Origin of the sequence: Amycolatopsis sp. NBRC 101858 (assembly GCF_030269325.1) — a bacterium.
GTDB classification, from domain to species: domain Bacteria; phylum Actinomycetota; class Actinomycetes; order Mycobacteriales; family Pseudonocardiaceae; genus Amycolatopsis; species Amycolatopsis ponsaeliensis.
The window spans coordinates 740,254-756,450 of sequence record NZ_BSTD01000001.1 but is presented as its reverse complement, the minus strand read 5'-3'; the positions used below and the strand labels follow the sequence as shown (position 1 = coordinate 756,450).

Below are 16,197 nucleotides of genomic sequence, written 5' to 3'. Positions count from 1 at the left end.
TAGCGGCCCCCGCCCGGGCCGAATCCGGGCGAGAGGGCATGATTGGCGGCCATGAGCGAGCACTTCGACGTGCATGGCGGAGCCCGGCTGGTCGGCGAGGTCGACGTGGTCGGCGCCAAGAACAGCGTGCTGAAGCTGATGGCCGCGGCCCTGCTGGCCGAGGGCACCACGACCATCACGAACTGCCCGCAGATCCTCGACGTCCCGCTGATGGGCGACGTGCTGCGGAGCGTCGGCTGCGAGGTCGTGATCGAGGGCGACACCGCCACCATCACGACGCCGGCCGAGCTGTCGCACCGCGCGGACTCGGCTGCGATGGGCAAGCTGCGCGCGTCCGTCTGCGTGCTGGGCCCGCTGGTCGGGCGGCTGAAGCAGGCCGTCGTCGCGCTGCCGGGCGGCGACGCGATCGGCTCGCGCCCGCTGGACATGCACCAGAACGGCCTGCGCAAGCTGGGCGCGACGAGCACCATCGAGCACGGCTGCGTCGTCGCGAAGGCCGAGACGCTGGTCGGCGCGCAGATCTGGCTCGACTTCCCGAGCGTCGGCGCGACCGAGAACATCCTGATGGCGGCGGTTCTCGCCGAGGGCACCACGGTCATCGACAACTGCGCGCGCGAGCCCGAGATCATCGACATCTGCACGATGCTCATCGAGATGGGCGCGAAGATCGAGGGCGCCGGGACGTCGACGCTGACCGTGCACGGCGTGGAGCAGCTGCACCCGACCCAGCACAGCGTGATCGGCGACCGGATCGTGGGCGCGACCTGGGCGTTCGCGGCGTCGATGACCCGCGGCGACATCACGGTCCGCGGCGTCAACCCGCACCACCTCGACCTGATCCTGAACAAGCTGCAGCTGGCCGGCGCGGACGTCGAGACGTTCGGCGACAAGGGCTTCCGCGTGGTCCAGCCGGAGCGCCCGAAGGCGGTCGACTGGGTGACGCTGCCGTACCCCGGCTTCGCGACCGACCTGCAGCCGTTCGCGGTGGCGCTCTCGGCGGTGTCCGAGGGCACGTCGATGATCACGGAGAACGTCTACGAGGCCCGGTTCCGGTTCATCGAGGAGATGATCCGGCTCTCGGGTGACGCCCGCACCGACGGCCACCACGCGGTGGTCCGCGGTGTCGAGCGGCTCTCCAGCGCGCCGGTCTGGGCCTCCGACATCCGCGCGGGTGCCGGCCTGGTGCTGGCGGGCCTGTGCGCGGACGGCGTCACCGAGGTCTGGGACGTCTTCCACATCGACCGCGGCTACCCGCACTTCGTGGAGAACCTGAACCGCCTGGGCGCGAACATCAAGCGCGTCAGCGGCGAGCCCGAGCGGGCTTGAGTCACGCGCCCTGCGCGCCGAGTGCGCGCAGGGCGAACTCCACCAGGCGGTCCACGTAGTCCGGCTCCGCCGGGGCCAGGCGGACCACCAGGCGCCAGTAGATCGGCGCCGCCAGGGTGTCGAGCGCCAGTTCCATGTCCAGGTCCGCGGGTAGCTCGCCGCGGGCGATCGCGCGGCGCAGCATCGCCTCGCCGACCTCGCGGCGGGGGCCGCCGATGGCCTCGCGCAGGCCGCGGCCCTGGTCCGGGTTGCGGGCGTCCTCCGCGACCAGGTCCGGCAGGATCCGCGAGAACAGCGGGTGCGTGAGCCAGTCGATCAGCGCCTGCATCGTCTCGTGCAGGTCGCCGCGCAGGGAGCCCGTGTCGGCCTCCGCCGCGCGGGTCACGCTGAACTCCGTCACGACGGAGGCGATCATGTGCTCCTTCGACACCCACCGCCGGTACAGCGCGCTCTTGCCGACGCCGGCGCGTTTCGCCACCGCCTCCATTGACAGCCGCCCGTAGCCCTGCTCGGCGAGTTCCCACATGACGGCGTCACTGATCGCCTGCGTGACCTCGGGCTGGAGGACCGCGGCGCCGGTCGGGGTGCGTGCCATGGAGCGCAGTGTAGCGGGTGGACGGGACGGTACCGTCCCGTCTAACCTGACGTCGGGACGGTACCGTATCGTCCAAACGTCCAAGGAGGTTCCGATGGGGCTGCGCGACCTCGTCGATCAGGGGATCGACCTGCTGCTCAAGCACGACATGGCCGGGTTCGCCGGGCTGTGGGCACCCGACGGCGTCCTGGAGTTCCCGTTCGCCGGCCCGGGCTGCCCGAAGCGCGTCGAGGGCCGTGACGCGATCCGCGACTACCTGCGCGACTACCCGAACCTGCTGGACATCCGCGAGGTCGTCGCCAAGACCGTGCACGAGACGACCGACCCGGCGGTGGTCGTCGCCGAGTTCACGGTCGCCGGGGTCGTCGTGGCCACGGGGAAGCCGTACGAGCTGTCGTACATCGCGGTGATCACCGTCGAGGACGGCGAAATCCGCCACTACCGCGACTACTGGAGCCCGCTGGCCGCGGCCGAGATCCTCGGCGGCGTCGACGAGCTGACGGCGGCCTTCGGTGGCTGACGTCCTGGTCCTCGGCGGCACCGGCACCACGGGCCGTCGCGTGGTCGCGGGCCTGCGTGACGCGGGGTTCGCCGCGCGGGCGGCCACGCGCAAGCCGGGCGAGCCCGGGCAGGTCCGGTTCGACTGGACCGACCGCGCGACCCACGCTGACGCGCTGCGCGGCGTCTCCGCGGTGTACCTGCTGCCGCCGATCGGCGAGGCTTCTCCGGCGAAGCTGGTGTCGCCGTTCCTCGACGACGCCCTGGCCGCGGGCGTCCGCCGGGTCGTGCTGCTCAGCTCGTCGGCCGTCACGGCGGACACGCCCGGGCTCGGCGACCTGCAGCGGCTGGTGCGCGCGGCGCCGGAGTGGGCCGTGCTGCGGCCGTCCTGGTTCATGCAGAACTTCACCGGCGAGCACCTCGTCGCCCGGGGCGTCCGCGACGGCGAGATCGTCACCGCCACCGGGGACGCGCGGGTCGCGTTCGTCGACGCCGGCGACATCGCGGCGGTCGCCGTCCGCGCGCTGACCGATCCCGAACCGCACAACACCGAACACGTGCTCACCGGTCCTCGTGCGGTGCGTTATTCCGAAGCCGCGTCGATCATCGCCGCGCACACCGGCCGTCCGGTGCGGCACCGCGCGGTGGGCACCGCCGAATTCGCGGCCCGGCTGACCGCGGCCGGAATCCCGGCGGAGTTCTCCGCCGTCCTCGCCGCGCTCGACGAGGACATCCGGCGCGGCGCCGAAGACCGCGTCACCCCGGCCGTCGAAGAGGTCACCGGCCGTCCTGCTCGCCCGTTCGAAACCTTTGTGGAGGAAGAGATCCGATGAAGCAGCTCATGTTCACCGAAGACCCGCAGTTCTGGTTCGAGACGCTGCGCCTGTTCGGTCACGCGGCCTACGGCGGTTCGGACTTCGGCGAGGTGCTCGCGGCCGCGTCGACCGTGACGGCCGGCGACTACGACAGCTGGCACGACGCCTACCGGGCCCTGGCCGACCGCCTGTACGCCGAGGCCGCCGACGCGGGCCCGGTCACCGCGCGGGACCTGCTGCTGCGCGCGTCGACGTACTACTTCTCATCCGAGTTCTTCCTCCACGGCGACCCGGCCGACCCGCGGATCGCGGCGGCCTACGACCGCAGCGTCGAGTGCTTCCGGCGGGCGGGCGTCGCGGAACCGGTCGAAATCCCTTATGAGGGAACGGTTCTGCAGGGGTACTTCTACCGCGCGCCGGGTGCCGGCCCGAAGCCGGTGCTGATCATCCACAGCGGTTTCGACGGCAGCGCCGAGGAATGCCACTTCATGGGCGCGGCGACGGGAGCGGAGCGCGGCTACCACGTGCTGACGTTCGACGGCCCGGGCCAGCCGAGCGCGATCCGGCGCGACAAGCTGGTGTTCCGGCCGGACTGGGAGCACGTCGTCACGCCGGTGGTGGACTTCGCGCTGGAGCTGGACGGCGTGGATCCGTCGCGGGTGGCGCTGCTCGGCATCAGCCTCGGCGGCGTGCTCGCCCCGCGCGCGGCGGCGTTCGAATCCCGCTTGGCGGCGGTCGTCGCGGTGGACGGGGTGTACGACGCGGGGTCCGCGGTGACTTCGATGCTGCCGTGGCCGCGCGAGGAGATCGTCCGCCGGGCGCGGGCCGCGGAGGACCCGGAGTTCGACGCACTGCTGGCGGCCGGCCGCGAGGCCAACTCGACACTGCGCTGGGCGTGCGACCACGGCCGGTACGTCCTGGGCGCGGCGACCGACCGCGAGTTCATCGCGAAGTACCTCGAGTACACGCTGGAGGACGGCGTCGCGGAGAAGATCACGTGCCCGACACTGGTGTGCGAAGCGGCGGACGACCTGTTCTTCGCCGGGGAGGCGGAAACCGAGCCGCGCCGGCTGTACGACCACCTGAACGCCCCGAAGACGCTGATGACGTTCACAGCGGAGGAGGGCGCGGACGCGCACTGCCACGTCGGCGCCCAGCGGCTGGCGGCCGGCCGGATCTACGACTGGCTGGACCGGACTCTCTAGTTCTCCAGCGCCAGGGCCGCTCCGAAGCCGAGCAGCGCCGTCCCGGTTGCGCCGTCCATCGCGCGGCGCACCCGGCGGCGCTGCAGCCACGCCCGGATCCGGTGCACCCCGGCGACGATGACGAGCTGCCAGAGCGTCGCGAGCACCCCGACGGTGGCGGCGAGCAGCAGCGACTCGGCGACGGTGGACCGCGGGGTCAGGAACTGCGGCAGCATCGACAGGTAGAAGACGAGGACCTTCGGGTTGGTCAGGTTGCAGAGAAAACCTTCACGCCAGCGCCGCCCGCCGCCCGGCTTGGTCGCCTCGAGCGCGGAGTAGTCCCCGCGCCAGGCGGCGACGAGGGCTTTGACGCCGAGGTAGCCGAGGTACCCGGCGCCGGCCCACCGCAGCGTGAGGAACACCGGCTCGGACCGCACGATGACGGCGCTGAGCCCGAGCGCGGCGGCGACACCTTGGACCAGGTTCCCGGACCCGATGCCGAGCGCTGTCAGGGACCCGCCGCGCTTGCCGCCGGCGAGGGAGTTCTTGAGCACCAGGGCGGTGTCCGGCCCCGGGACCACCAGCACGAGCAGGACGAAGAGCACGTACGTGCCGTAAGTTCCCCAGGTCATGACGTCAGGTTAGGACGGTGGCGTGACCCGGTGCCGCGAGTTCCGGATCGTGGTGGGTCAGCCTTCGAAAGCCAGCGCCGCCCCGAAGCCCATCAGGGCCATGCCCGTCGCGCCGTCCATTGCGCGGCGGACCCGGCGGCGCTGCAGCCACGCGCGGACCCGGTGCACGAAGAACAACAACGCCACCTGCCACACCACGCCCAGCGCCGCCACCGTGTACGCCAGCAGCAGCGAGTCACCCAGCGTCGACGCCGGGGTCAGGAACTGCGGCAGCACCGACAGGTACAGCACGATCACCTTGGGGTTGGTGATGTTCGACAGGAAGCCCTCCCGGAACCGGCGGCCCCGGGACGCGCGAGCGCGGCGGACGTCGTCGAGGGCTTCGTAGTTCCCGCGCCACGCGCCGCGCAACGCCTGGATTCCCAAGAACACCAGGTAGGCCGCGCCCAGCCACTTCACCGTCTCGAACAACGGCCGGTAGCGCGTGATCACCGCGCCCAGCCCGAACGCCGCCGCCGTGCCCTGCAGGAAGTTCGCGACGCTGATGCCCGCGCACGCCCAGCCACCGCCGCGGGCGCCGCCGGTCAGGGCGTTCTTCAGCACGACCATCGTGTCCGGGCCCGGCATCATCGCCAGGAACGCCATCGTCCCGGCGAACGCCAGGTAGGTGCTCCACGTCATCAGGACTCCAGGGCGAGGGCGGCGCCGAAGCCGAGCAGCGCGGTGCCGGTGACGCCGTCCAGCGTACGGCGCACCCGGCGGCGGCCCAGCCACGCGCGGACGCGGTGCACGAACAGCAGCAGCACCAGCAGCCACAGGCCGCCGAGCACCGCGACGGTGTAGGCCAGCACCAGCGAGTCCCCGATGCTCGACTGCGGCGTCAGGAACTGCGGCAGCACGGACAGGTACAGCACCAGCACCTTCGGGTTCGTGATGTTGGAGAGGAACCCTTCGCGGAACCGCCGGAACCCACCGCCGCGGCGCCGCTGGACCTGCTCGACGACGTCGTAGTTCCCGCGGAACGCCCCGCGCAGCGCCTGGAAGCCGAGGAAGACGAGGTAGGCCGCGCCGACCCACTTGAGCGCGAGGAACACCGGCTGCGACCGCGCGATGACGACGCCGAGCCCGAGCGCCGCGGCGCTGCCCTGGACGGCGTTGCCGCTGAAGATGCCGAGCGACGCGAGCAGCCCGCCGCGGAACCCGCCGGACAGCGCGTTCTTCAGCATCACCATCGTGTCCGGGCCCGGCGCGAGCACGATCAGGGTCACGATGACCAGGTAACTTCCGTAAGCACTCCACGTCACGGCTGCCCACGCTAAACGACGGGTGCGGGTCCGGTCTCGCGGATTTCCGTCACACCGTTCGCCGTGTGGCAGCCGACCGCGTTGTTCCTGCTCGGCCTCGGCGTGACCGGGTGGTTCGTGCTCGATGAGGATCTCACGGCCCGCGGTCGTCGCGATCGCCGTCCGCACCGACGAAGACGGTGCTGAAGACCGGAGCCCGCACCGGATCGTCCCCCTCGACAGGCTAGGTCTCGCGGATTTCCGTCACACCGTTCGCGCCCGGGGTACCCGGGGGCACGGAGAGTGCACGAGCACGCGCAGCGCGCTCGGAACTCGGCACGGCGAGCGTCCGCAGAGTAGTGTTCTGCCATGTCAGCAGGGGAAATCGATCTTCTACCCGGTGAGCGCGTGCTCTGGGCCGGGGAGCCGGTCCAGCGCCCGTTCTACGTCGCCGCGGACGGGGTGATCGCCCCTGCCGGACTCATCGTCGCCGTGGCCGCGCTCTGGTTCCTGCTCGCGAAGCAGCCCAGTGGCGGCGCCATGGCCGGTGCCGTCGTCGTGCTGGTGATCGGGTTGTACGGCGCCGTCGGCCGGTCCGCCGTGCGGTACCTCGCGCTCGGGCGCACGACCTACGCCGTGACCGACAGCCGGATCATCGCGCGTTCGGGCCTGTTCCGGCAGAAGGAACGCGCCAGCGAACTGGCCGGGCTGCCGGCGCCGGTCCTCAAGCCGGGCCCGTCCCGCACCGGCACCATCACCGTCGGATCGGGCGAGGTGACGCTGATGGGCGTCGGCGAGCCCAAGCGCGTCCGCGACCTGCTCACCAAGGCCATCGACGAGGCCAAGGCTCGCCAGGCCCCGCCGGAAACGGACACTTCGGCCGCCTGAGGGCAACCGCGGGGCCTGCCCGAGCGTGCCCGGTGCATGAGTGAAGAGGTGCTGTGGACGGGCAAGCCGGTGATCCGGCGGCTGTTCCACCGCTACGACCACTTCGCGGCCATGCTGGTCCTGGTCGTCTTGCTCGGCCTGTTCGGGCTCGCGTCCGCCGCGGACACCCGGCCTGCCCTCCAGGCGACGGCCGTGGGCGGTGGCCTGCTGCTCGTCCACGCCGGCGTCCGGTTCCTGCAGCTCAGAGGGCTGACCTACGTCGTGACCGACCGGCGGGTGCTCGTCGACGCCGGCGTGGTGTGGCGGCGGACGACGACCGTGCGCCTCACCGGCCTGGCCGCGCCGGTCGTGCTGCCGGAGCGCGGCGGCACCGGGACCATCACCTTCGGCCCGGTCGAGCCGCACCTCGTGGCGGCCGCGAGGTACGGCGCCCACCGGAACAAGTCCGGGCAGCTCCCCATCGTGCTGGCCGGCATCGCCGAGCCCGCGCGGGTGCGGGCGCTGCTCGCCAAGGCGATCGGCGCGGCGCACCGGCGGCGCGCCGCCGGCGAACCGGACGATTCGCTCTTCTGACCCGGATCGGGGCAACCCCGTGGCGGTGTCGTGCGTGAGCCGGGCAAAGACAGGGGAGGCTCGATGACCGATGAGCGTGACGATGTCGCCGCCGAGGAACGCGATCGGGCCGGCGTCGACGCGGTCCTCTTCCCGGGGGAGCACGTGCTGTGGTCGGGACGGCCCCGCCGGCACCCCTTGCACATCGAGGAGTGGCTCTGGCTGGGCGTGGCCCTGGTCTGGGCCGCGCTGATGTCCCTGATCTTCACCGCGTCGCTCGTCCGGCACAACCCGATGGCCTACTTCGTCCTGCCGATGCCGGTGGTCGGGTTCCTGCCGCCCGCCGGGTTGATCTTCGTCCGGCAGCGGATGGCGCGCTCGACTCGCTACTTCCTCACGACGCTGCGGGTGCTCGCGATCCACGAACGGCCGTGGTACCGCGTGCGGTGGGAGTACCTGGCGCAGGTGCCGGCCCCGGTCGTGCGGATCGGCCGCGCGGGCACCGGCACGCTCTCCTTCGGCTGGCCCGACCCGATCGCCCGGATCGGGGCGTTCTTCTCCCCTCCGGCGTGGGGGCCGCCGCCGGACGGGGCGCTGTCCCTGCGCCGCGTGGAGTTCCGGGGGATCGAGGACTTCGAGCAGGTGAGGGACCTGATCGTGCGGGCACAGGGCCCGCGCTGAGTCACCCGGACGTGTCCGATTCCACTGCCACCTTAAGTTACCGGTCGGTACACTCCATGAAACGTCCACCGCCGGAGGTGCCCAGTGCCGTACCCAACGGACCGCGAGCGAGACCGACCGTGGGTGATGCGGACCTACGCGGGCCACTCCTCCGCGGCCGCGTCGAACGAGCTCTACCGGCGCAACCTCGCCAAGGGCCAGACCGGCCTCTCGGTCGCCTTCGACCTGCCGACGCAGACCGGCTACGACCCGGACCACCAGCTGTCCCGCGGTGAGGTCGGCAAGGTCGGCGTGCCGATCTCGCACATCGGCGACATGCGGCGGCTCTTCGACGGCATCCCGCTCGCCGAGGCCAACACGTCGATGACGATCAACGCGCCCGCCATGTGGCTGCTTGCGCTGTACGTCTCCGTAGCGCGCGAGCAGGCCGAAGCCGAGGGCCGCGACGTGGACGAGGTCCTCGCGAAGCTCACCGGCACCACGCAGAACGACATCATCAAGGAGTACCTGTCCCGCGGGACCTACATCTTCCCGCCGGGCCCGAGCCTGCGGCTGATCACCGACATGATCGCGTGGACCGTGCACCACGTGCCGAAGTGGAACCCGATCAACATCTGCAGCTACCACCTGCAGGAAGCCGGCGCGACGCCGACGCAGGAGGTCGCCTACGCGCTGTGCACCGCGATCGCCGTGCTCGACGCCGTCCGCGACTCCGGGCAGGTCGAGCAGGCCGACATGGCCAAGGTCGTCGCGCGGATCTCGTTCTTCGTCAACGCCGGCGTCCGGTTCGTCGAGGAGATGGCCAAGATGCGCGCGTTCACCGCGCTCTGGGACGAGCTCACGCGGGATCGTTACGGCGTAACGGATCCGAAGGCGCGCCGCCTGCGCTACGGCGTCCAGGTCAACTCGCTGGGGCTCACCGAAGCCCAGCCGGAGAACAACGTCCAGCGGATCGTGCTGGAGATGCTCGCGGTGTCGCTTTCGCGCGGTGCTCGCGCCCGCGCGATCCAGCTGCCCGCCTGGAACGAGGCGCTCGGGCTGCCCCGGCCGTGGGACCAGCAGTGGGCGCTGCGGATGCAGCAGGTGCTCGCGTTCGAGACCGATTTGCTGGAGTACGAGGACATCTTCGACGGCTCGCACGTCATCCAGGCCAAGGTCGACGAGATCATGACCGGCGCGCGCGAGGAGATCGCCCGCGTGCAGGATCTCGGTGGCGCGGTCGCCGCCGTCGAGAGCGGCTACATGAAGTCGCAGCTGGTCGGCTCGCTCGCCGAGTACCGCCGCGGGATGGAGAACGGCGAGCGCGTCCTGGTCGGCGTCAACAAGTTCGCGACGACCGAGCCGTCGCCGCTGCAGGCCGAGGGCGCGAAGGCGATCGAGACGATCGACCCGGCCGTCGAGAAGGCCGCCGTCACCGCGATCGAGGAGTGGCGCACCCAGCGCGACGACGCCGCCGTCGAGCGGTCGCTGGCCGCATTGAAGGAGCGCGCGCAGACCACGGAGAACCTCTTCGAGGCCACTGTGGACTGTGCGCGGGCCGGCGTGACCACCGGCGAGTGGTCCGGCGCGCTGCGCGAGGTGTTCGGCGAATACCGGGCGCCCACCGGGGTTTCCGCGACCGCGGGCGGCGGGGGCGACCCGGAGATCGAGCGCGTCCGCGCCCGGGTCCGGGAAACCGAAGCGGAACTCGGCGAGCGGCTGCGCATTCTGGTCGGCAAGCCCGGCCTCGACGGGCATTCCAACGGCGCCGAGCAGGTCGCCGTCCGGGCTCGCGACGTCGGCTTCGAGGTCGTCTACCAGGGCATCCGGCTGACGCCCGAACAGATCGTCGCGGCCGCGGTGCAGGAGGGCGTGCACGTCGTCGGGCTCTCGGTGCTCTCCGGCTCGCACCTGGAGGTCGTTCCGCACGTCGTCGACGGCCTGCGTGCCGCGGGCGCGGGCGACGTCCCGGTGATCGTCGGCGGCATCATCCCGCCGGACGACGCCGCGCTGCTCACCGAGCGCGGCATCGCCCGCGTGTTCACGCCCAAGGACTACGAGCTGACCGACATCATGGACGGCATCGTCTCGCTCGTCCGGGAGCGTCACGGCCTCAGCTGAGGCCGGCCAGGATCTCCTTGGTGGACTTCACGGTGGCGAACTGGTTCGCCAGGTTCGCCGCCGTGACGCGGTACAGCTCGTCGGCGGTGACGACATCGCCGTCCACGCCCGGCAGGTCGAACGTGAACGTGGCGTCGAGCGCGAAAGTCACGTCGTAGCCGAGGTTCCCGCCCATCCGCGCGGTGGTCTCGCAGCAGAAGTTCGTCTGGATCCCGGCCAGGACGAAGCTCGTGATGCCGCGCTTGCGCAGCCACGCGTCGAGGTCGACGTCGCCGATGAAGGCCGAGTTGACCTTCTTGCCGAACACGAGGTCGGGGCGCGCGCCGTCGAGCTCGGGCTTGAAGTCGTTGCCGGGCTGGCCGGGCCGCAGCGACGACGTCGGCCCGGTCGAGTCGTGGTGCACCAGCACGACCGGCAGCCGCCGGTCCTGCCACGCGTCGAGCAGTGCCTTCATGTTCGCTTCCGCGCCGGGGTTGTTGCGCGGTCCCCAGCCGGGCTCGTCGAACCCGCGCTGGACGTCGATCAGGATGAGTGCCGTTTCGGTCATGACGTCGAGTTTCGCGGGGTTCTCCGGCTCAGGGGAGTGGCAGAAGACGCGCGATGCGGTACTTTCCTGCCATGCGCACGATCGGCGTTCTGCTGCTGCCGGGTACCCGGATGTTCGACCTCGCGGTGATCGGCGAGGTCTGGGGCCAGGACCGGACCGACAGCGGGATCGGCCCGTTCACGCTGCGGTTGTGCAGCCAGGGCCGGGTGCGCACGGCCGTCTCGCCGTTCGGTGACGTCGCGGCCACGCACGGCCTGGCCGGGCTCGTCGGCTGCGACCTCGTGCTGGCGCCGGGCCGCGACGATCCGCTCGCGCCGGTCTCGCCGGCCGCGGTCGCGGCACTGCGGCGGGCGCACCGGGCGGGGACGACCGTCGCCGCGTTGTGCTCGGGAGCGTTCACGCTGGCGGCCGCCGGCCTGCTCGACGGCCGCCCGGCGACCACGCACTGGCGCGACTTCGACGCCTTGACCGTCGCCGCACCGCGCGCCGACCTCCAGCGCGACGTGCTCTACACCGACGACGGCGGCATCCTGACGTCGGCGGGCGTCGTCGGCGGCCTCGACCTGTGTCTCCACCTGGTCCGCCGCGACCACGGCGCGGAGGTCGCCGCGTCGCTCGCCCGCCGTCTGGTGATGCCCCCGGCTCGCGAGGGCGGGCAGCGGCAGTACGTCGACACCCCGCTGCCGCCGGCGGCCACCCAGCCCGGCCTGGCGTCCACAATGGACTGGGCACTGGCCCGGCTCGGCTCCGGGATCGGCGTCGAGGACCTCGTCGGGCACGCGCGGATGAGCGAGCGGACGTTCCACCGCGAGTTCGCCGCGGCGGCCGGCGTGACCCCGGGACGCTGGCTGCGCGTGCAGCGCGTCCGGTACGCGCAGCGGTTGCTGGAAACGACCGAGTTGCCGGTCGAGCGCGTCGCGCAACGCTCCGGCCTGGGAACCGCGGCCAACCTCCGACGCCGGATGCGCGCCGAGGTCGGCGTCGGGCCGGACAGCTATCGGCGCACATTCCGACGGGTTACCGTCGAGGCATGACCGAGTACGAACACATCCTGGTCAAGCGGGACGGCGACACCGTCACGATCACCATGAACCGCGCGGCGCGGCGCAACTCGCTCTCCGCGGACCACCTGGCCGAGCTGCTCGCCGCGTTCCACGAGGCGGGGACGTCCGACGCGACCGGCATCGTGCTGGCCGGCGCCGGGCCGGTGTTCTCCGCCGGGCACGACTTCGGCGACGTCGCCGCGCGCGACCTGATGGGCGTGCGCGAGCTGCTGACGCTGTGCACGGACCTGATGAAGACCATGCAGTCGGTGCCGCAGGTCGTCCTCGCGCGCGTGCACGGCCTGGCCACGGCGGCGGGGTGCCAGCTCGTGGCGTCGTGCGACCTCGCCATCGCGGCCGAGTCGGCGGGCTTCGCGCTGCCGGGCGGCAAGGGCGGCTGGTTCTGCCACACGCCCGCGGTCCCGGTCGCGCGCTCGATCGGCCGCAAGCGCCTGATGGAGCTGGCGCTGACCGGGGACGTCATCGACGCGCCCACCGCGTTGGACTGGGGCCTGGTCAACCGCGTCGTCCCCGATGACGAGCTCGACGACGCCGTCGCGGAGCTGCTGGCGCGGGCGACGCGCGGCAGCCGGGCCAGCAAGACGATGGGCAAGGTCACGCTGTACGCCCAGCTCGACCGGCCCGAGGCCGACGCCTACGCGATCGCGCTGGAGGTCATGGCTTCGGCGTCCCAGCTGCCCGGCGCTCGCGAAGGCATGGCGGCGTTCCTGGAGAAGCGCAAGCCCTCCTGGCCCGACTGACCCGTCCCGGCCTCGCCCGGATTTCGTCGTGGCCGCTCGCCATACCATACGGTATGGTATGGCCATGGCGAGCAAGCGGGACTGGCTGGACGCGGGGTTGGTGCTGCTGGCGGAGCAGGGCGCGCCGTCGGTGACCATCGAGCGGCTGACCGAACGGCTCGGCCTGTCGAAGGGCTCCTTCTACCACCACTTCAAGGGCATCACCGGCTACCGGACGGCCCTGCTGGAGCACTTCGAGACCGAACGCACGACCCGGTTCATGGAGCAGGCCGAGGCGGCCGACGGTGACCGCCTGGGCACGTTGCTGAAGCTCGTCCTCACGCCCGGGCCCGGCCTCGGGCTCGAGATCGCCATCCGGGCGTGGGCGCTGCAGGACGCCGAAGCGCGGGCCGTCCAGGAGCGCGTCGACCGGACCCGCGTGGCCTACCTGACCGACGTCAGCGGGGACGCGGGCCTGGCGCAGGCGCTGTACCTGGTCGTCGTCGGCGCCGGGCAGGTCGTGCCGCCGCTGTCCGGCCGGGAGCTCAAGAGTGCGTTGGAACTCGTTCTGGGGAGAAGGAAATGACCGAGCTCGAACCCTTTCTCGACGGCGCCGACTACGTCGAGTTCAAGGAGATCGAAAGCGAGAACAGCCTGCGCGAGTTCATCGCGGGCGTCTTCGGCTGGAGCCCCGGATGGGTGAAGGTCCTGTACGGGCTCCGCTACCCGCTGGCGCGCGTGCTGCGCCTGGAGACGGCGCGGCCCCGGCGTCGGCGGACCGGGGAAATCGGCTTCGAGCCCGGTGACGCGGTCGGGAGCTTCACGGTGCGGGCGGGTGACCCGGAGCGCTACCTCGTCGTCGGCGCGGACGACAGTCACCTGAGCGGGTACCTGACCGTCGAAGCCGTGCCTCGCGGCTTCCGGCTCGGCACGATCGTGCACTTCCACAACCGCGTCGGACCGGCCTACTTCGCGCTCATCAAGCCGTTCCACCACCTGGTGATCCGCGCAATGCTCAGGGCCGGTGCCGCTCGGCCAGCATGAGCTGACCCCACGCGGCGATCGACTGCGCGTCGGTGATCTCGCCGGCCAGGATCATCTTCTCGAGGTCCGCGCGCGAGAACCACGCGCTGCGCATGTCCTGCTCTTCGACCTCGCGTTCGGGCTCGCCCTCGGTGATGTCCGTGGCGAGGAACACCCAGCCGCGCTGGCTGCTCATGCCGGCGGCGACGTCGAGCTTGCCGAGCGGCACCATCGACCCGGCGCGCAGGCCGGTCTCTTCGCGCAGTTCGCGCACGGCGAGCTCGGCGGGCGGCACGTCGGCGAGGCCGGGCGCGGTGCCCTGCGGGAACTCCCAGCGCCGTTGGCCCAGCGGGTAGCGGAACTGCTCGACCAGCCGGAACCGGTCGCCGTCCTGGGCGATGACGAGGGCGTAGTCCGGCTTGTCGATCACGCCGTAGATGCCGGCCGAGCCGTCCGGGCGGCGGATGTCGTCCTCGCGGACGGTCATCCAGTTGTTCCGGTACACCTCGCGGGACGCGACACGCTGAATGGGGTCCACCCGCCCAGTATCACCGAGGCTGTCCTACCCTCCTCGGGTGCGTCTCGTGATCGCGCGGTGCCAGGTCGACTACGCCGGCCGGCTCACCGCCCACCTGCCGATGGCCACCCGCCTGTTGCTCGTGAAGTCCGACGGGTCGGTGTCGGTCCACTCCGACGACCGTGCGTACAAGCCGTTGAACTGGATGAGCCCACCCTGCTGGCTGATCGAGGACGGCAAGCTCTGGATCGTCGAGAACAAGCAGGGCGAGAAGCTGGTGATCTCCATCGAGGAGGTCTTCCACGACTACTCCCAGGCGCTGGGCGTGGAGCCGGGCCTGCAGAAGGACGGCGTCGAGGCGCACCTGCAGGAGCTGCTGGCCGAGCACATCAAGACCCTCGGCGACGGCTACACGCTGGTCCGCCGCGAGTTCCCGACGGCGATCGGCCCGGTGGACATCATGGCCCGCGACGCCGACGGCAAGTCGGTGGCGGTGGAGATCAAGCGCCGCGGCGAGATCGACGGGGTGGAGCAGCTGACGCGGTACCTGGAGCTGCTGAACCGCGACCCGCTGCTGGCCCCGGTCCAGGGCGTGTTCGCGGCCCAGATCATCAAGCCCCAGGCGCGGACGCTGGCGGAGGACCGCGGAATCCGGTGCTTGACGCTGGACTACGACGAGCTGCGCGGCATCGAGTCCGACGAGTTCCGGCTGTTCTGACGTGCTTCCGGGTCGGTACGTCCACTACAAGGGCGGCGAGTACGAGGTGCTCGGGGTCGCGTCCCACAGCGAGACCGAAGAGCGGCTCGTGGTGTACCGGGCGCTGTACGGCGCGCGAGGTCTTTGGGTGCGGCCGGAAGCGATGTTCGAGGAGACGGTCGAGACGGCAGCGGGCCGGGTGCCCCGCTTCCGGCGCGTAGCGGACTGAGGCGCGTTCACAGCAGTTCCACGGTCGCGCCGGCGTCTTCGAGCCGTTCCCGGGCGGCTTCGGCCTCCGGCGCGGAAACCTGTTCCAGCAGGATCGACGGCGTTCCGGTCACCAGCTCCTTGGCATCGATGAGGCCGAGGCCCCGCACGAGCTGCCGGACCGCCCGCACGACCTCGACCTGGCGCGCACCGGGATCGAGCAGGGCGACGTCGAACCGCTCTTGCCCACCCCGCGGCCGGCTTCGCGGGTAGTGGTCGGAGCCGGGATGCGTGCTGAGCCGGTTCAGCCGCGCGGCGAACTCGCGGGCCACTTCCGCACCGTCGGGGTGCCGGCGGAGGCTCACCGCTCGCTCGAGCTTCGTCCCCGGTCCCTCGATCACGACGTGCGCTTCGGTGTCGTACCGCTCCTTCTTGACCGCCAGCGCGAGGATGCCGAGGAACAGCACCCGGGGGATCGTGACGTGGCTGTTCCGGGCACTCCGGATCTCGACCCGCGCGGACAGGCCCGCCAGCGAATGGTGCAGGGCCCGGTCACCGGTGCCTTCGACGACGGCGGTTTCGGTCAGCCGCAGGCCTCCGAAGATCGCGATGACGCCGTCGGCCAGGTCCTCGTGCGCCACGGTCGCCGAGCGCATGACTTTCCAGCCCACCGCGCCCACGAGGACTGCCAGTAGGAGCACGACAACCGCCCACGGTGACATCCTGATTCCTCCCGACAGCGCCGCCCGGTGGCCGCGACGCTCGGGAGTCGCCTCGGCGCGCGTTGTTGTTACCGAAGCACCGAGACCGAATCGATGCCGAATTGCGGTATCTGATTCCCGGGCCATTACTCCGCCAGGAAATCGTTA

General features: G+C 71.5%; 21 protein-coding genes. 14 read left to right on the top strand and 7 right to left on the bottom strand.

Annotated elements, in window-relative coordinates; translation table 11 throughout:
* The first annotated feature begins 51 nt into the window (after positions 1-51).
* Positions 52-1,326, top strand: coding sequence for a UDP-N-acetylglucosamine 1-carboxyvinyltransferase (murA, locus tag QSK39_RS03585; protein WP_285476228.1), 1,275 nt, complete (start codon positions 52-54; stop codon positions 1,324-1,326).
* A 1-nt stretch (position 1,327) separates the two neighbouring features.
* On the opposite strand, the gene QSK39_RS03580 is transcribed toward murA, so the two are convergent.
* Positions 1,328-1,921: a TetR/AcrR family transcriptional regulator gene (locus QSK39_RS03580; protein WP_285476227.1), complete on the bottom strand. Its 594-nt coding sequence runs from the start codon at positions 1,919-1,921 to the stop codon at positions 1,328-1,330.
* A 94-nt stretch (positions 1,922-2,015) separates the two neighbouring features.
* Here QSK39_RS03580 and QSK39_RS03575 point away from each other — a divergent pair, with 94 nt between their 5' ends.
* From QSK39_RS03575 to QSK39_RS03565, 3 genes are read left to right on the top strand one after another with little or no spacing between them, the layout of a single operon-like run.
* Positions 2,016-2,441, top strand: a complete 426-nt coding sequence (locus tag QSK39_RS03575) for a nuclear transport factor 2 family protein (protein WP_502873240.1) — start codon at positions 2,016-2,018, stop codon at positions 2,439-2,441.
* Positions 2,434-3,252 carry an NAD(P)H-binding protein gene (locus tag QSK39_RS03570; protein WP_285476226.1) on the top strand — a complete coding sequence of 273 codons (819 nt, stop codon included), beginning with the start codon at positions 2,434-2,436 and terminating at the stop codon, positions 3,250-3,252. Before QSK39_RS03575 ends, QSK39_RS03570 begins: the two co-directional genes overlap by 8 nt.
* Positions 3,249-4,439, top strand: a complete 1,191-nt coding sequence (locus QSK39_RS03565) for an alpha/beta hydrolase family protein (protein WP_285476225.1) — start codon at positions 3,249-3,251, stop codon at positions 4,437-4,439. The genes QSK39_RS03570 and QSK39_RS03565 overlap by 4 nt, the downstream gene beginning before the upstream one ends.
* On the opposite strand, the gene QSK39_RS03560 is transcribed toward QSK39_RS03565, so the two are convergent.
* The 3 genes from QSK39_RS03560 to QSK39_RS03550 are packed head-to-tail and all read right to left on the bottom strand — an operon-like array spanning position 4,436 to position 6,354.
* Positions 4,436-5,050: a LysE family translocator gene (locus QSK39_RS03560; protein ID WP_285476224.1), complete on the bottom strand. Its 615-nt coding sequence runs from the start codon at positions 5,048-5,050 to the stop codon at positions 4,436-4,438. The genes QSK39_RS03565 and QSK39_RS03560 overlap by 4 nt on opposite strands.
* A 57-nt stretch (positions 5,051-5,107) precedes the next feature.
* Complete coding sequence (locus QSK39_RS03555; protein ID WP_285476223.1) at positions 5,108-5,731, bottom strand: LysE family translocator; 624 nt, start codon at positions 5,729-5,731, stop codon at positions 5,108-5,110.
* The gene (locus QSK39_RS03550; protein ID WP_285476222.1) at positions 5,731-6,354 is read right to left on the bottom strand and encodes a LysE family translocator; all 624 of its coding nucleotides are present in this window, start codon (positions 6,352-6,354) and stop codon (positions 5,731-5,733) included. Before QSK39_RS03550 ends, QSK39_RS03555 begins: the two co-directional genes overlap by 1 nt.
* 348 nt (positions 6,355-6,702) lie before the next feature.
* Between QSK39_RS03550 and QSK39_RS03545 the strand changes: the two genes are divergently transcribed.
* From QSK39_RS03545 to QSK39_RS03530, 4 genes are all read left to right on the top strand, one after another.
* The gene (locus tag QSK39_RS03545) at positions 6,703-7,221 is read left to right on the top strand and encodes a PH domain-containing protein (RefSeq protein ID WP_285476221.1); all 519 of its coding nucleotides are present in this window, start codon (positions 6,703-6,705) and stop codon (positions 7,219-7,221) included.
* Between the two features lie 36 nt (positions 7,222-7,257).
* The gene (locus QSK39_RS03540; protein WP_285476220.1) at positions 7,258-7,794 is read left to right on the top strand and encodes a PH domain-containing protein; all 537 of its coding nucleotides are present in this window, start codon (positions 7,258-7,260) and stop codon (positions 7,792-7,794) included.
* Positions 7,795-7,857: 63 nt separating this feature from the next.
* Positions 7,858-8,454, top strand: a complete 597-nt coding sequence (locus tag QSK39_RS03535) for a hypothetical protein (protein WP_285476219.1) — start codon at positions 7,858-7,860, stop codon at positions 8,452-8,454.
* Between the two features lie 84 nt (positions 8,455-8,538).
* Positions 8,539-10,554 (top strand): ethylmalonyl-CoA mutase, encoded by a 2,016-nt coding sequence (locus tag QSK39_RS03530; protein WP_285476218.1) that lies wholly within the window; start codon positions 8,539-8,541, stop codon positions 10,552-10,554.
* On the opposite strand, the gene QSK39_RS03525 is transcribed toward QSK39_RS03530, so the two are convergent.
* On the bottom strand, positions 10,547-11,101 hold the full coding sequence (locus QSK39_RS03525; protein ID WP_285476217.1) for a cysteine hydrolase family protein: 555 nt from the start codon (positions 11,099-11,101) through the stop codon (positions 10,547-10,549). The genes QSK39_RS03530 and QSK39_RS03525 overlap by 8 nt on opposite strands.
* Positions 11,102-11,172: 71 nt before the next feature.
* On the opposite strand from QSK39_RS03525, the gene QSK39_RS03520 reads away from it, so the two are divergent.
* The 4 genes from QSK39_RS03520 (at position 11,173) to QSK39_RS03505 (ending at position 13,928) form a co-directional block, all read left to right on the top strand.
* Positions 11,173-12,135: a GlxA family transcriptional regulator gene (locus QSK39_RS03520; protein ID WP_285476216.1), complete on the top strand. Its 963-nt coding sequence runs from the start codon at positions 11,173-11,175 to the stop codon at positions 12,133-12,135.
* The gene (locus QSK39_RS03515; protein ID WP_285476215.1) at positions 12,132-12,905 is read left to right on the top strand and encodes an enoyl-CoA hydratase-related protein; all 774 of its coding nucleotides are present in this window, start codon (positions 12,132-12,134) and stop codon (positions 12,903-12,905) included. Before QSK39_RS03520 ends, QSK39_RS03515 begins: the two co-directional genes overlap by 4 nt.
* 64 nt (positions 12,906-12,969) lie before the next feature.
* Positions 12,970-13,470: a TetR/AcrR family transcriptional regulator gene (locus QSK39_RS03510; RefSeq protein WP_285476214.1), complete on the top strand. Its 501-nt coding sequence runs from the start codon at positions 12,970-12,972 to the stop codon at positions 13,468-13,470.
* Entirely contained in the window at positions 13,467-13,928 is a 462-nt protein-coding gene (locus QSK39_RS03505; RefSeq protein WP_285476213.1) for a DUF2867 domain-containing protein, read from the top strand. The genes QSK39_RS03510 and QSK39_RS03505 overlap by 4 nt, the downstream gene beginning before the upstream one ends.
* On the opposite strand, the gene QSK39_RS03500 is transcribed toward QSK39_RS03505, so the two are convergent.
* On the bottom strand, positions 13,900-14,445 hold the full coding sequence (locus tag QSK39_RS03500) for an NUDIX domain-containing protein (protein ID WP_285476212.1): 546 nt from the start codon (positions 14,443-14,445) through the stop codon (positions 13,900-13,902). The genes QSK39_RS03505 and QSK39_RS03500 overlap by 29 nt on opposite strands.
* 37 nt (positions 14,446-14,482) lie before the next feature.
* On the opposite strand from QSK39_RS03500, the gene nucS reads away from it, so the two are divergent.
* Together nucS and QSK39_RS03490 are read left to right on the top strand one after the other, a co-directional pair.
* The gene (nucS, locus tag QSK39_RS03495) at positions 14,483-15,142 is read left to right on the top strand and encodes an endonuclease NucS (protein WP_285476211.1); all 660 of its coding nucleotides are present in this window, start codon (positions 14,483-14,485) and stop codon (positions 15,140-15,142) included.
* Position 15,143: 1 nt separating this feature from the next.
* On the top strand, positions 15,144-15,350 hold the full coding sequence (locus QSK39_RS03490) for a DUF1653 domain-containing protein (RefSeq protein ID WP_285476210.1): 207 nt from the start codon (positions 15,144-15,146) through the stop codon (positions 15,348-15,350).
* Between the two features lie 7 nt (positions 15,351-15,357).
* Here QSK39_RS03490 and QSK39_RS03485 read toward each other — a convergent pair whose 3' ends face one another.
* Entirely contained in the window at positions 15,358-16,029 is a 672-nt protein-coding gene (locus tag QSK39_RS03485; RefSeq protein WP_285476209.1) for a ribosomal protein L7/L12, read from the bottom strand.
* Positions 16,030-16,197: the final 168 nt, after the last annotated feature.

Bases quoted from the DNA above. Each gene is read 5' to 3' on its own strand.
- murA (WP_285476228.1), top strand. From the start codon at position 52: ATGAGCGAGCACTTCGACGTGCATGGCGGAGCCCGGCTGGTCGGCGAG.
- QSK39_RS03580 (WP_285476227.1), bottom strand. From the start codon at position 1,921: ATGGCACGCACCCCGACCGGCGCCGCGGTCCTCCAGCCCGAGGTCACG.
- QSK39_RS03575 (WP_502873240.1), top strand. From the start codon at position 2,016: ATGGGGCTGCGCGACCTCGTCGATCAGGGGATCGACCTGCTGCTCAAG.
- QSK39_RS03565 (WP_285476225.1), top strand. From the start codon at position 3,249: ATGAAGCAGCTCATGTTCACCGAAGACCCGCAGTTCTGGTTCGAGACG.
- QSK39_RS03560 (WP_285476224.1), bottom strand. From the start codon at position 5,050: ATGACCTGGGGAACTTACGGCACGTACGTGCTCTTCGTCCTGCTCGTG.
- QSK39_RS03555 (WP_285476223.1), bottom strand. From the start codon at position 5,731: ATGACGTGGAGCACCTACCTGGCGTTCGCCGGGACGATGGCGTTCCTG.
- QSK39_RS03545 (WP_285476221.1), top strand. From the start codon at position 6,703: ATGTCAGCAGGGGAAATCGATCTTCTACCCGGTGAGCGCGTGCTCTGG.
- QSK39_RS03540 (WP_285476220.1), top strand. From the start codon at position 7,258: ATGAGTGAAGAGGTGCTGTGGACGGGCAAGCCGGTGATCCGGCGGCTG.
- QSK39_RS03535 (WP_285476219.1), top strand. From the start codon at position 7,858: ATGACCGATGAGCGTGACGATGTCGCCGCCGAGGAACGCGATCGGGCC.
- QSK39_RS03525 (WP_285476217.1), bottom strand. From the start codon at position 11,101: ATGACCGAAACGGCACTCATCCTGATCGACGTCCAGCGCGGGTTCGAC.
- QSK39_RS03520 (WP_285476216.1), top strand. From the start codon at position 11,173: ATGCGCACGATCGGCGTTCTGCTGCTGCCGGGTACCCGGATGTTCGAC.
- QSK39_RS03515 (WP_285476215.1), top strand. From the start codon at position 12,132: ATGACCGAGTACGAACACATCCTGGTCAAGCGGGACGGCGACACCGTC.
- QSK39_RS03510 (WP_285476214.1), top strand. From the start codon at position 12,970: ATGGCGAGCAAGCGGGACTGGCTGGACGCGGGGTTGGTGCTGCTGGCG.
- QSK39_RS03505 (WP_285476213.1), top strand. From the start codon at position 13,467: ATGACCGAGCTCGAACCCTTTCTCGACGGCGCCGACTACGTCGAGTTC.